10 protein-coding genes are annotated in these 14662 nt (G+C 36.9%); 8 read left to right on the forward strand and 2 right to left on the reverse strand.

The genetic code is table 11. The annotated features are described in order from the left end of the window. Positions 1–2 precede the first annotated feature (2 nt). A complete protein-coding gene (locus IPK14_17730; protein ID MBK7995151.1) occupies positions 3–680 on the forward strand; it encodes a glycosyltransferase in 678 nt (225 codons plus the stop codon). Positions 681–750: 70 nt separating this feature from the next. Here the strand turns inward: IPK14_17730 and boxB are convergent, their stop codons facing one another. Further along, complete coding sequence (boxB, locus tag IPK14_17735; protein ID MBK7995152.1) at positions 751–2160, reverse strand: benzoyl-CoA 2,3-epoxidase subunit BoxB; 1410 nt, start codon at positions 2158–2160, stop codon at positions 751–753. Position 2161: 1 nt separating this feature from the next. Continuing rightward, complete coding sequence (locus IPK14_17740) at positions 2162–3778, reverse strand: benzoyl-CoA-dihydrodiol lyase (GenBank protein MBK7995153.1); 1617 nt, start codon at positions 3776–3778, stop codon at positions 2162–2164. Positions 3779–3915: 137 nt separating this feature from the next. Between IPK14_17740 and IPK14_17745 the strand changes: the two genes are divergently transcribed. The 7 genes from IPK14_17745 to IPK14_17775 all read left to right on the forward strand — a co-directional run bounded on the left by IPK14_17745 (position 3916) and on the right by IPK14_17775 (position 14611). Further along, complete coding sequence (locus IPK14_17745) at positions 3916–4809, forward strand: helix-turn-helix domain-containing protein (GenBank protein MBK7995154.1); 894 nt, start codon at positions 3916–3918, stop codon at positions 4807–4809. A 94-nt stretch (positions 4810–4903) separates the two neighbouring features. Beyond that, complete coding sequence (locus IPK14_17750) at positions 4904–5311, forward strand: single-stranded DNA-binding protein (protein ID MBK7995155.1); 408 nt, start codon at positions 4904–4906, stop codon at positions 5309–5311. Between the two features lie 262 nt (positions 5312–5573). Beyond that, positions 5574–6872 carry an amidohydrolase family protein gene (locus IPK14_17755; GenBank protein ID MBK7995156.1) on the forward strand — a complete coding sequence of 433 codons (1299 nt, stop codon included), beginning with the start codon at positions 5574–5576 and terminating at the stop codon, positions 6870–6872. A gap of 43 nt (positions 6873–6915) precedes the next feature. Beyond that, a complete protein-coding gene (locus IPK14_17760; protein MBK7995157.1) occupies positions 6916–7794 on the forward strand; it encodes an acyltransferase in 879 nt (292 codons plus the stop codon). A gap of 7 nt (positions 7795–7801) precedes the next feature. Continuing rightward, a complete protein-coding gene (locus tag IPK14_17765; protein ID MBK7995158.1) occupies positions 7802–9415 on the forward strand; it encodes a D-aminoacylase in 1614 nt (537 codons plus the stop codon). Continuing rightward, positions 9416–12007, forward strand: a complete 2592-nt coding sequence (gene xdh, locus IPK14_17770) for a selenium-dependent xanthine dehydrogenase (GenBank protein MBK7995159.1) — start codon at positions 9416–9418, stop codon at positions 12005–12007. It begins immediately after the preceding gene. 1002 nt (positions 12008–13009) lie between these two features. Next, positions 13010–14611: a mechanosensitive ion channel gene (locus tag IPK14_17775; GenBank protein MBK7995160.1), complete on the forward strand. Its 1602-nt coding sequence runs from the start codon at positions 13010–13012 to the stop codon at positions 14609–14611. Positions 14612–14662: the final 51 nt, after the last annotated feature.

The raw sequence follows: 14662 nt of genomic DNA on the forward strand, positions 1-14662 counted from the left end.
AAATGGATAGCCCTTTAGTCTCAATCATTGTTGCAGCAAAAAACGCTGAAAGATTTTTAAGCCAAGCTTTAGATAGCATTTTTGCCCAAAGCTATCAAAATTTTGAAGTGCTGTTAATAAATGGTGGTTCAACCGATAAAACTTTAGAAATAGGAAAGTTATACAAAAATATTCAAATTATTGAGCAACAAAATAAAGGTATTGCAAATGCTTATAACTTAGGTATCAGTAATGCAAAAGGTGAGCTAGTAGCTTTTCTTTCTTCTGATGATATTTGGAAGCCAAATAAATTAGCAGTTCAAGTAAGCTTTCTTATAAATCATCCTGAAATAGCTTTGACAACAGCACATGCAGAGTTTTTTCTTGAGGCAGAAAGCCAAATTCCAGCAGGATTTCGCAAAGATTTATTAATAGGCTCTCATCCAGCCCATATTATGGAAACTTTAGTAACACGCAAGGAAGTATTTAAACAAGTAGGTCTATTCAATGAGGGCTTTTTTATTTCTGAAGATATAGACTGGTTTGCTCGTGCTAAGGATTTACAAATTCCCTTTGCCTTAATGCCAGAAACTTTATTAAGTAAAAGAGTTCATGACAAAAACACTTCTCTTAAAGATAAAACCAACAAAGATTTACTTTTAGCATTAAGAAAATCTATTGAGCGTAAAAAAAATAGCTAAAATAAAACTAGCGGCTTAAACCCACAATTTTAAGCCGCTAGTTAGAATATTTGGAGAAAGCATAATTTACTTATGCAAAACGCACATACTCAAAGTCTAATGGTTGATTGTTAATTCCTTTAGCTGGCTGTGCTATCCAATTAGCCATCTTGCCACGTTCATAAACAGGCTTCATTAATGATTGAACATATTGATAATCTTCATCGGTTGGTAGCCAACTAGATCTCTTTTGGTCATATTCTTGTTTGCTAATCATATTGCCTTGAGGGTCAAAATAATGACCTGAATAAACACCAATATTTCTAGCAAAACGTTGAGAAGGTAAATAAAGTCGATTGCTAAGACCAGCTTTTGTTAATGTATCATTCCAACGCTCTAAAGCTCGTTCACAATCTTCTTTATAAGCATCTCGTAAGACTAAATTCATAGCTCGTCTAAGTGGTATATCTACAGAAGATAACTTGCTTTCATTGGTGAGAATTTCAAAGTTATAAGCTTCTTCTAAAGCTACATGGTCTTTATAACGTTTAGGATCGCTTTCTCTAAAACGACCTTTCAAACCTGCACCAAAAAATGTTGCTGCATTTGAAGAATCTTCACCGCCAAATAAATCTAATGATGCTGTGTACCACTCATTAATGTATTTTTGGATAATTTCTAATGGAATACCACCTAATGTTTTAACATCTTCATTTTTAGCTTCTTTCATTAGTTCAGCAGTTCGTTTAACTACACGACCAACGCCCATTTCACCAACAAAAAGATGGTGTGCTTCTTCGGTTAACATAAATTGTGTAGAGCGTGCTAGAGGGTCAAAACCGCTTTCGGCTAATGCTGCGAGTTGATATTTACCATCGCGGTCAGTAAACATAGTAAAACAGAAAAATGCTAGCCAATCATTAATTGGTTTATTAAATGCTCCTAAAATTCTAGGTGTATCAGGGTTGCCACTACGACGGGTTAGCAAATCTTCGGCTTCTTCTCGTCCATCCCTACCAAAGTATTGATGTAGCAGATAAACCATTGCCCAAAGATGACGGCCTTCTTCAACATTAACTTGAAAAAGATTTCTTAAGTCATAAAGACTTGGCGCGGTTTTGCCCAGCAATCTTTGTTGCTCAACTGATGCAGGTTCAGTATCAGCTTGAGTAACAATAATACGGCGCAGTTCTTTACGAAATTCTCCAGGAACTTCATTCCAAATTGGTGAGCCAATATGGTCGCCAAAATGAATTGTTCTATCTGTTGGAGGGGTTAAAAATATTCCCCAGCGATAGTCAGGCATTTTTACATAATCAAAATGCGCCCATCCGCCGGCTTCAACACTAACTGCGGTACGTAGATAAATATCATCTTTTTGAAAGCCTTCTGGCCCCATTTCCATCCACCAATCAATGAAATTAGGTTGCCACTGCTCCAAAGCACGTTGCAGACGTTTATTGTCAGATAAATTTACATTATTAGGAATACTTTCAAACATCTTAGGTTCTCCTCCAATCAAATTCAGGGCTACCGGGTTTTCCATACATTATCAACGCGCCGCGTTCGCCTACTGCGTTAGGACGTTGGAAAATCCAGTTTTGCCAAGCAGATAATCTACCAAATATTTTTGTTTCTAAAGTTTCTGGGCCAGCAAAACGTAAACTTGCTTCTAGCCCTGTTAGCGCGTCTGGTGAAAGTGATGCACGTTCTTCAATTGCTACTCTAACTTCATCATCCCAATCAAGTTCATCAATTGCTAAAGTCACAAGCCCCATTTCTTCAGCTTGCTGTGCCTCAAAAGGTTCGCTTTGTGCTAAAACTTGTTCAACTATGTTTGGCTCACCTAAAAGCTTAGTTGTTAGCCTAGATAGCCCATTGCCCATTGGCAAAATACCTTTATTAAACTCTGTAATAGCTACTTCTGTACCTGTTAACATATAAGCACGGTCAGAAGCTAAAGCTAACTCTAAAAGACTTCCAGCAAAACAAGAACCTTGATCAACTATTGCAAAAAGACTTTTAGCCGATACATCAAAACGCTTTAACACCCGTTTCATTAGCAGTATTACTTCATTGATAAACCAGTGACCACGATGAGCAAACAATTGTTCATCAAGTTGAATAACTTTATTTAGCTCGCCGCGTGTATGAAGTGTAGTTAAACCAATTTCAGGGTAATTAAAACGAAGTTGCAACAGTGCATCTTCAAGCTCACGATACATTTTTATTGGATACCATTCACTACCAAGCAAGGTTGGATCATCTGGAATAGGAAGGATTTCTTCAGGTGCTTGGATTTCAAGATGTGCAACTCTGGTTTCTGGGCCAAAAGTTAATTTGACATACTTATAGCTAATTCCTTTGTCTGTAACAGTTGGATTTAAGGCTTCAAGCTTTATTCCTTTACGTTCTGTGTGTCCTTCACCAGCAAGCTTTTCTGCTCTAGCCATCACTTCTTCATTAAATTTTGAAGAAGGGAAAATTCCATCAACTAAATTCCAGTCTACTGCACGTTGACCTTTGATTCCTTCAGCTAAAGTAACAAAAATATCTGCACGATCTCGGCGAATTTTACGCTTATCAACCAAGCGTGTAAGTCCACCTGTACCAGGCAACACACCTAAATAAGGGACTTCAGGCAAACTTACAGCAGAGCGACGGTCATCTACCAAATAAATTTCTTTACAAGCTAGTGGCAGTTCATAACCGCCACCGCTAGCAATCCCGTTTAATGCTGCAATATAGGTTTGACCGCTATTTTCTGTTGCATCTTCAATTGCTAAACGAGTCTCATTTGTGTATTTACAAAAATTTACTTTGAAATTATGTGTAGAACTTCCCAACATAAAAATATTAGCACCAGCAGAGAAAAGACCTTCTCGTTTGCTAGTAATTACAACTACCGAAACTTCTGGATGTTCAAATCTTAGCCGAGAGACTGCATCAAAAAGCTCTATATCTACTCCTAGATCATAGGAATTTAGTTTTAGTGCATAACCAGGTTTTAATGGTTTATCTTCTTTAATATTGAGGGCTATTGTTGCTATCGGGCCAGTGATTTCTAGCTCTATATGCTGATAGCGGGAAGGGTCAGTCTGAAAATTAATAGCTTCCATTTAGCTCTTTCACCTTAAAAATTTTTCTTAAATTTAATTGATTTGATTTTTCTGGCTTGAATAATACAACCTCTTTTTATTAGAATCAAGCATAATAATGCTTCTTTTTTTACGAATATGAAATATAGTGCATCTTTATGATAGAAACTACCCCTGAAAAAATTTCTGTTGCTGAGACTGATTTACTAATCAGACTTGGACAACGTGTAAGAACTCTACGTAAACAACAAGGATTGACTCTTAAAGAATTAGCGAGTTTGACAGATTTAAGCCTACGTTTTGTCTCACAACTTGAAGTAGGTGAAGGAAACATTGCCATTACTCGACTTGCCCAAATAGCAAATGTTCTAAAAGTAAGTCTTTCAGAGTTATTACTAAATGTTGAACCTGCAAAAAATAACCTTAGTCAATTGCAAGCCGACATAGACACAATGTTAACAGGTCGTACAGAAAGCGAATTAAAACAAGCTAAACGTGTTTTAGCTCTAGCACTTGGGCAACATCAACAAACAACTATAACTTTGTTGGGTCTGCGTGGTGCTGGTAAAACTACAATAGGAAAAAAACTAGCTAATAAATTAAATGTTCCTTTTTGGGAACTAGATGAAAAGATTGAAGATATAGCAGGACTAAGCTTAACAGAAATTTTTTCACTTCATGGTGAAACCTATTACCGGAGATTAGAAACTCAAGCCTTGCTAGAGTTATTTTCACGTCAACAAACAGCCATAATTGCGTTGCCAGGAGGTATTGTTAACAATTTAGACGCTTTTGCACTTACAAAAGAAAAATCTATAACCGTTTGGCTAAAAGCTACTCCTACAGAACATATGCAGCGCGTTTTAGCTCAAGGTGATCGTCGCCCTATTGCTAATCGTCCAAATGCGATGACAGAACTTCAAACAATCCTAACTGCACGAGAACCACTTTATAAACAAGCTAAATTAATTATTGATACTTCTACTCTAGGCATTAACAAGAGCATAGAAACAGCCATCTCAGAATTAAAAAATGTAGGCTGGGTAAAATAAACAATCTCACTAGATTTTTCCTTGACTTTCCAGTATATTTCTCTTATATTTCATTGTCTGTAAATTTTTGATAAGTTTAAGGGGATTAATCATTATGTCATTTAATAAAGTTACATTAATTGGTAATCTAGGCTGTGAACCACAATTAAAATATACTCCCCAAGGAAAAGCTGTTTGTGAATTTACTGTTGCCACTAGTCAAAGAAAAAAAGATGGTAATGAAGCACGAGAAGAAACCGTTTGGTTTAATGTCACAGTTTGGGATCGTCAAGCAGAAATCGCTAGATCTTACTTAAGCAAAGGAAAACAGGTTTATGTTGAAGGGCCACTTAGAATTGAGGAATATACTGATAAATCAGGTAAACCCCGCTATAGTCTTGAAGTTACAGCTAGCCATTTAGAGCTAATTGGCAACCGTCCAGAAAATCTTGCAGCTAATAATAGCCAAACAGTAAATCGCACTGAACCACTTTTTGCACTTGCAAATAATCCTACAAGCTAAATTTAGCTTAATGTTTATTTCTTAAATATTAGCATTTAGTCCATTGTGGACTAAATGCTAACGCGACTCTCAAATTTTTACCTAATATTCTTGGAACTAACATTCCAAATAAAGCTATTTCATCATCGCAAGACTTAAGATTTTCCTGTACTCAATAACTAACAAGTTTCTTTCTAGCTTATTAATAAATATTGGCTATAATTAGCAAACTTGTTTTAAGAGTTATTTTGCAAAATACCCAAAAATCAATTAAGAAAAGTCTATGAGCGCATTTTTGTTAAAAAATGCTAATGTGGTTTGTTTTGACCCTATTAGCATTGAAAGTTCTGATTTACGCATTAACGCAGGCAAAATTATTGCACGAGATAAAAATTTAGTTCTTCAAGATGGCGAGGAGCTAATAGATTGCACAAACAAGCTTATTTTTCCTGGCATTGTTTGTGCGCATACTCATCTTTATTCTGCGCTAGCACGAGGGATGCCAGGGCCGAAACAAACACCTACAAATTTTTATGAAATCTTAAAGTTTGTTTGGTGGCGATTAGATCGCGCCTTAGATGAGGAAACTATTTATTGGAGCGCGATTGCTGGCGGACTAGACGCTATAAGAAGTGGTACAACTACTTTAATTGACCATCATGCTTCACCTAGTTATATTACTAACTCACTTTCCATTATCAAACAAGCTCTTTCAGATTTAGGACTGCGCGGAGTGCTTTGTTATGAAGTAACTGACCGCAATGGCGAAACGGACAGAGATTTAGGAATTAAAGAAAATGAGCAAGCTTTAGCTAGTAGTGGCGGGCTTTACCGGGCTTTAGTTGGTGGACATGCAGCTTTTACGCTTAATCCAACTTCATTAAAAATGCTGGCTGAACTAGCAGAAAATTTTAATTGTGGTGTACATATTCATGTTGCTGAAGATCGTTTAGATGAAAGAGACGCAAAAGAAACCTATAAAGAGCCGTTAATACAACGACTTGCCGAGTCTGGCGTTTTGCGTCCTGGGTCGATTTTGGCACATTGTACACACCTTGACCAATCAGCTTTAAGAGTTGCTAAAATGTCTGGTAGTTGGCTAATTCATAATCCACGCTCTAATATGAATAATAATGTTGGCTATGCGTCAATAAAGGATTTTGGCTCACGTGCTGCGTTAGGGACGGACGGCATTGGCTCAGACATGTTTGAGGAAGCTAAATTTGCTTTCTACAAGTCACGTGATGACAAGCTAGGACTATCAGCAGAAAATGTGCTAGAACTTTTAGCAGGTGGTCAACATCTAGCGAGTGAAATTTTTGACGAACAATTACAGCAACTTAATGTTGGTGCAACGGCTGATTTAGTTTTATATGACTATTTATCGCCTACACCATTAACAGCAGAAAATTTTGCTTGGCATTTTATTTTTGGAATGTCTGCTAGTCCTGTAAGTAGCTTAATGGTAAATGGTAAATTCTTACTTCGTGAAGGTAAGTATCAAACTATTGACCCTGTGCAAGCAACAGAAAAAACTCGTCAAGCAGCCATAAAACTTTGGGAAAAAATGCAGAAAATATAAGATTTTAATTATTAAAATTTTTAAGGAGAATAAAATTTAATTTATGCCGCGAATTGTTAAATGTGGTCTAATTCAAGCTAGTAATCCAACTTCCGTTGATCAACCATTAGATGTTATTAAGCAATCAATGATTGATAAACACTTGGCAATGATTGAACAAGCAGCTAGTCAAGGTGTGCAAATTCTTTGTTTACAAGAAATTTTCTATGGCCCTTATTTCTGTGCAGAACAAAATCCTCGTTGGTATGGCACAACAGAACGTATTCCCGATGGCCCGACTACACAACTAATGATGGAACTTGCTAAAAAGCACCATATGGTGATTGTTGTCCCAATTTATGAAGAAGAAATGACAGGCGTTTATTACAACACTGCTGCTGTAATTGATGCAGATGGAAAATACTTAGGCAAATATCGAAAAACTCATATTCCACATTGTTTACCTGGTTTTTGGGAGAAATTCTACTTTACACCTGGCAATCTTGGCTATCCTGTTTTTGATACTGCATTTGGTAAAGTAGGTGTATACATTTGTTATGATCGCCATTTTCCAGAAGGCGCACGTGCTTTAGGCTTAAATGGTGCTGAAATAGTTTTTATTCCTTCTGCTACTGTTGCAGGGCATTCAGAATATCTTTGGGAACTTGAACAAACTTCGCATGCTGTAGCTAATGGCTATTTTGTAGGCACAATCAACCGTGTAGGCTGGGAAGATCCTTGGAAAATAGGCGAGTTTTACGGCAAGAGCTATTTTTGTAACCCACGCGGCAAAATAATTGCTCAAGCTAGTCGTGATAAAGATGAGCTAGTTGTAGCAGACCTTGACTTAGATATGATTCAAGAAGTGCGTACACAGTGGCAATTTTACCGTGATCGTCGTCCAGAGCTTTATGATGATATCTCTCGTGTAAGAGGAAAATAGTTTATTTATGAGTGAAAATTTAAGTTTAGTGCTACGAGGTGGCACTATTGTTGATGGTTCAGGTAAAGAGCGTTTTTGCGGTGATGTTGGCATTAAAGATAATTTAATTGTCAGCATTGCCGCTAGCGGCGAACTAAGCGCGGCAGAAGAAATTGATTGCAATGGTTTAATTGTTGCACCTGGTTTTATTGATACTCATAGCCATTCAGATCTTAAAGTGCTAAATGATCCATCTTTGTTTATGAAAGTTCGACAAGGCATTACGCTAGAGGTATTTGGACAAGATGGAATTTCTGTTGCTCCAGTAAAAGAAAGCGACAAGACCCAATCAGAAAAGCAATTAGCTGGACTTTTAGGAACTTTGGGCCGACATTGGCCTTGGCAAACTGTAGATGAATATCTAAATAGCTTAACAACGGCAAAACCAGGCGTTGATTGTTCTTATCTTGTTCCTCATGGGGCTTTAAGGCTTTGGGTAATGGGTATGGAGGATCGAGATTCTACCACTGCTGAACGTGCTGCAATGGCAGAACTGCTAGAACAAGGAATGCGAGAAGGCGCGTTTGGAATGTCTACAGGGCTAATTTACCCACCTTGTTGTTATAGCAATACTGAGGAATTAATTGATTTATCTCGCACTTTAGCAAAACTAGATGGACGTTTAGTTGTGCATATTCGTAGCGAAAGCGATTACCTTATTGAAGGTATACAGGAAATGCTGGATATTGCAAAAGCTAGCGGGGTTCATGTGCATATTTCTCACTTTAAAGCAGCCGGAAAAGAAAATTGGTCACAGGTTGACGAAGTTCTAAAACGAATTGAAGCGGCTCAAGCTTCAGGATTAAAAATTACTGCTGATCAATATCCTTATATTGCTGGCTCTACAATGATGGGTGCAATTTTGCCTCCTTGGGCGCATGCTGGCGGTGTTGCAGGTACTTTGGAAAGGCTTGCTAATGCTAAAGATCGTGAGAAAATGCGCGAGCAGATTCTTAGCACTGAGCGTGCAGAATGGGATAACTTTTGGAAATGGTCAGGCCCAGAAGGAATTATCATTTCTGATATTCCATCAGGAAATAATCAAGATTTATTAGGGCTAAACGTTGCCGATGCTGCTAAATTAAGAGACAAAGCACCAATAGAATTTGCTTTTGACTTGTTGCTAGAAGAAAAAATGGGTGTTTCAATGATTTCTTTTAGCCAATCTGAAGAAGTGGTGCAAAAGATTTGGCAACTTCCTTATGTTAATGCCTGTACTGATGGGCTGCTAGGCTCACGTCCTCATCCAAGAGCTTTTGGAACTTATCCAAAAATTTTAGGACGCTACACCCGTGATTTAGGTATATTAAACCTAGAACAAACTATTTATAAATTAAGCTACTTAGCAGCAGAAAATTTAGGCTTAACAGGCTATGGATTAATTAAAGAAAATTATTTTGCTAACCTAGTAGCCTTTAATGCTGACACTGTGATTGATCAAGCTACTTTTAGCGACCCACGACAATATCCAATAGGAATTGAACATGTAATTGTGCAAGGTGTAGCAGTGATAAAAAATAACCAAGAACAAAATAAATTCCCAGGTCAAGTAACAAGAAAACAACTTGGAGGAAAAAATTAAATGAGTACAAAAACAGTTGAATTTACCCTCAATGGTTCATTAGTAACGGCTCAAATAGATTATGACACTACTTTACTAGAGGTTTTGCGAGAGCAGTTTGGTCTAATATCGCCTAAAAACGGTTGTAGTCCTCAAGGTCAATGTGGTTGTTGTACAGTGATTGTTGATAATCGTGCTACGGTGTCTTGTGTTGTTAATGCTGAAAAAATAGCAGGAAAAAATGTTTTAACCCTAGAAGGTGTTAGCGAACGAGAGCGAGATATTTTTTCTCGTGCTTTTGTGCTAGGTGGGGGATTGCAATGTGGTTTTTGTATTCCAGGAATTGTTGCACGTGCAAAAAATATGTTGGACAAAAAGCCTAATCCAACACGAGATGAGATAACAGGCGCGCTTAATCCTCATATTTGCCGTTGTACAGGCTACACAAAAATTATTGATTCCATAGAGCTAGCTGCAAAAGCTTTGCAGGGCGAACCACTGCCAGAACAAGACTTTTCTGGCCGTATTGGGTCAAGTTTGCCTCGTTATGATGGATGCGAAGCTGTGTTAGGCGCACGTCCTTACATTGATGACATGACATTTCCAGACATGCTTTATGGAGCATTGCTGTTTTCCCCACATCCACGCGCTAAAATTCTCTCTGTTGATCCTAGCAGAGCATTAGACATTGATGGTGTAATGACAGTTGCTACTGCTAAAGATGTCCCAGGACAGCGTTTTCAAGGCTTAATTTATCCTGATTGGCCGCTTTTTGTTGCTGAAGGTGAAGAGACTCGTTTTGTTGGCGATGTAATTGCGGCTGTTGCTGCTACTACACCAAAACTAGCTCGTAAAGCATTAGAATTAATCGATGTGCAGTATGAAGTTTTGCCGTCAGTTAGCTCACCTGAGGCCGCTATGCTACCCGACGCGCCAAAAATACATAAAAAAGGAAATTTACTCTCTACTTCACTTATCAAACGTGGTGATGCTGACGAAGCATTAAAAAACGCTCCTCACGTTGTAAATCATACTTGGTCAACACAGCTAATTGAACACGCTTTTCTTGAGCCAGAAAGCTGTATTGCTATACCAAATGATGATGGTTCAATGCAGGTTTATAGCCAAGGCCAAGGCGTTTTTGATGATCGTCGTCAAATAGCCTCTTTTCTAAATGTTCCAGAGGAAAAAGTTACAGTTACACTTATTTCTAATGGTGGTGCATTTGGAGGTAAAGAAGATTTAAGCATTCAAGGTCAAACCGCGCTGCTTGCAATGATGACACATCGACCAGTAAAAATCACAATTTCACGTGATGAAAGCATTTGCCTACATCCAAAACGTCATCCGATCAAAATGGAATATTGGGTTGGATGTGATGATGAAGGTAAGTTGCTAGGTGTAAAAGCTAAAATGATTGGTGACAAAGGGGCTTATGCTTCTGTAGGCTCAAAAGTGCTAGAGCGTGCTGCGGGTCATTCCTGCGGCCCGTATCGTGTTGATAATGTTGATGTTGAAGCTTTAGCTGTTTATACAAACAACCCTCCTTGTGGGGCAATGCGTGGTTTTGGTGCTAATCAAGCTGCATTTGCTTTAGAAGGAGCTTTAGACCTACTAGCAGAAAAAATTGGTTTAGATGGTTGGGAAATTCGCTATCGTAATGCGGTAGATGTTGGCGACACTTTTGCAACGGGTCAAGTTTTTGAACATAGCGTTGGACTAAAGAAAACTTTGCTGGCCGTCAAAGATGCTTATCAAGGATCTAAATATGCAGGCATTGCTTGTGGAATTAAAAATGTTGGTATTGGCAATGGAATGCCTGAATATGGACGGGTTTTATTAGTTATAGAAAAAGACGCGAGTGTCACCATTCGCCAAGGTTTTACCGAAATGGGACAAGGGCTTTATACAGTCTTAATTCAATGTTTATGCGAAGAAACAGGAATTGATCCTCGTCGAGTCCGGGCATTAGTTGACACTTCTAAACCGCTTTATTGTGGGATGACAACGGCTTCACGCGCTACATCATTGGGCGGGAATGCTGTACGTATTGCAGCAGCAAAACTTAAGGAAGACTTAAAAACTCATAGTCTAGAAGAATTAATTGGCCGTGAATACTATGGTGAACACGTCGTAGATTTTACCACCGCACTTAATGCTAAAGTAGAAAAAGTTATGACACATTTTTCTTATGGTTTTGCTACTCAAGTAGTGATTTTGGATGAAAAAGGCAAGTTAAAGAAAGTTGTTGCGGCTCATGATGTAGGTAAAGTGCTAAATCCAAAATTATTAGAAGGTCAGATAGAAGGCTCTATTCATATGGGTTTAGGCTATGCTCTAAGCGAAGAATTAAAGGTTGTTGATAGCAAATTGCCTAACACTAACATTAGATCTTTAGGCTTACTACGAGCTAAAGATATGCCAGAATGCGAGCTAATTTTTATTGAAGAAAACGACCCACAAGGCCCATTTGGAGCTAAAGGAGTTGGCGAAATAGGGCTTGTTCCAACAGCCGGTGCTGTAGCGGGCGCACTTTATAAATTTGATGGAATCCGTCGGTTTTCCTTGCCAATGAAAGATGCTCCAGCCGCAAAGAGCATTCCTAAAGGCTAAAATATTAATTTGGGAGATTATTTTCATATGTAGTAATCTCCCTAACACAAAAATTTCATAAAGAGTTTACTTAGCTTTTTTGCGAAGAAAATAAAGTAGAAAGGATAATAACCCAGAATATTTAAACTGCGAATCTATATATTTTTCAATAACATAGAAGGCATAATAATAAAATCTACAAAAGACCACACACAAACAAATAAAAGCAAGGCTATATTATAATTATCTAAAATTAATAATAAAGCTGTCAGAATACCTATTAATAAAAACAACCATCCTTTTAAGTGGATTAATTTTGTATTTTCTAAGTCTTTTATCATTTTAATTAGATTTAGTAACAGATTTTTGACCTAACTTTTTAACTATTGTTTGTCTTAAAACTAAATAATTATTTATTAATTTGTCATAGGTCAAAATAAATTCTTTGTCTGTCTCTTTTGCTTTATCTTCTTTCCATTCATTTATTTTGTCATCAATAAATTTTATTGCTTCAGAAAATTCAACATAGCGATAGTCTGACTTTTCTTTAATAACAGGATATTTTTCTTTAACTATATTTAAGTCTATGTCTTTATAAATTACTACATTAATAACATCTACTTGTTTAGGATCGCTTGAGCCATGACTATTCCATTGATAATACTCAAAGCCTATTAATGGATAAGCTACAACTTGTGGGCCAAATTTTGGTAAGGTAAAACCAAAGTATTTTTAGAAGTTTTACTTGGTTTTTGACTAAAGCTGGTAAAACTTATGCTAAAAATAAACAAAAATATGCTTAAGCAAATAAGTAGAGATTTTAATTTAATCCTAAAAATAAACATAAATTAATCCTTAAGGCTAATTTCCGGTAAAACTTTACAAGAATGTAACAAAGATGTAAAAAATATGTAACAAATTTGTAAAGAAATGTTATACTGGGCGAATCCCCTTTTCAATGAATTTATTACTAAAAAATCTTGGGGTTTATCTTAAATGCTAAACTAGCTAGGGTTAGAAGAGATGTCTTTATTTGGAGTTGCCAGTTTTATTTTTCAATTATTTTCCCAAGCTTTGATTAAAGAATTTGTGGTTAATGGTGCTGCTTGGTTTATTTTAGCTACTATTTTTGGAGCGGTTTTAGTAGCACGAATAGCCCCTGGCAAACGCAAAAGATTAAGATCTGTACTAATTCCTATACTTCTTTACGCAATTTCTTTACTAGCTGCAATACTCTTAGAAATAAATGCAGATGCAATTTATGGTTCTTATAGTAGGGCTTTTGCTACGGCTTTTATTAGCGTTGCTTTGATTAATTTAGGATCGCTACTAGTTTTTGATGTAATTTTGGATAGTTTACACTTAAAGTTACCTCGTTTACTACGTGACACCACAGTAATTTTAACTTATATAGTAACAATTCTAGTAATACTTTCATCTAGGGGAATAAATGTTGCAGGTTTACTAACGACATCTGCAATTATTTCAGCCGTTATAGGCTTATCTCTACAAGATACTTTAGGAAATATTATTGCAGGTTTTGCTTTGCAGATTGAGCATGTAGTTCAACCAGATGATTGGATTAAAATAGATCCTTATATTGGTCGGGTAAAGGAAATTCGTTGGCGGCAAACTGTATTGGAAACAAGAAATTGGGAAACGGTTTTGGTTCCAAACAGTCAATTGATGAAAAGCCAAGTATTAATTTATGGACGACGACATAACCAGCCTTTACAAACAAGACGTTGGGTATATTTTAATGTAGATTTTCGTTATACACCAAATGAAGTTATTGAATGTGTAGAGCAAGCTTTGCAAACTAACCCTATACCTAATGTAGCGGATGAACCTAGAATTAATGTGGTTTTAATGGATTTTAAGGATAGTTATTGCTCTTATGCAGTGCGTTATTGGCTAACTGATTTAGCAGCAGATGACCCAACGGATTCTAATGTACGTATTAGGGTGTATTTTGCCTTAAAACGTGCTGGAATACCTTTATCTATACCAGCACAAGGTATTTTTGTTACAGAATTAAGCAACAAACGAGAGATCCGTAAACAAGAACAAGAAATAGAACAACGTTTAGCCGATTTACGGCGTATTGAACTTTTTCATACAATGAATGAAACAGAGTTAAGGGAATTAGTTGGTCATCTTCGTTATGCTCCTTTTGCAAAAGGGGAGGTAATTACTAGACAAGGTGCAGAAGCACATTGGTTATACATAATTAATAAGGGTGAAGTTTCAGTACGAGTAGCAGTAGCAGGTAGTAGTCTTAATGGTAGTAGACCACCTAGCAAGTCTTTAGTAGTAGAAAAAGAAGTATCTCGTTTAAAAGCGGGTAATTTTTTTGGTGAAATGTCTTTACTTACAGGTGAACCTCGTACAGCTACAATAGTTGCTTTAGAGGAAGTAGAATGTTATCGCTTAGACAAGGCCGCTTTTCAAAATATTCTTTCTGAACGTCCAGAAATTGCCGAAGATATAGCTCATATGCTTGCTAGACGTAAAATTGAGCTAGAATCTATAACAGAAGGTTTAGATAAAGAGACTGGCAATAAACAAGTTGGAGAAAGGCAAGTGCATATCTTGCATTCAATTAAGGATTTCTTTGGTCTATAAAATAATAGTTTTAGAAAACAACCAGGGTTTTTAAAAATTTTTCAGACTTTT

The organism is Blastocatellia bacterium, from assembly GCA_016713405.1.
Lineage (GTDB): Bacteria > Acidobacteriota > Blastocatellia > Chloracidobacteriales > JADJPF01 > JADJPF01.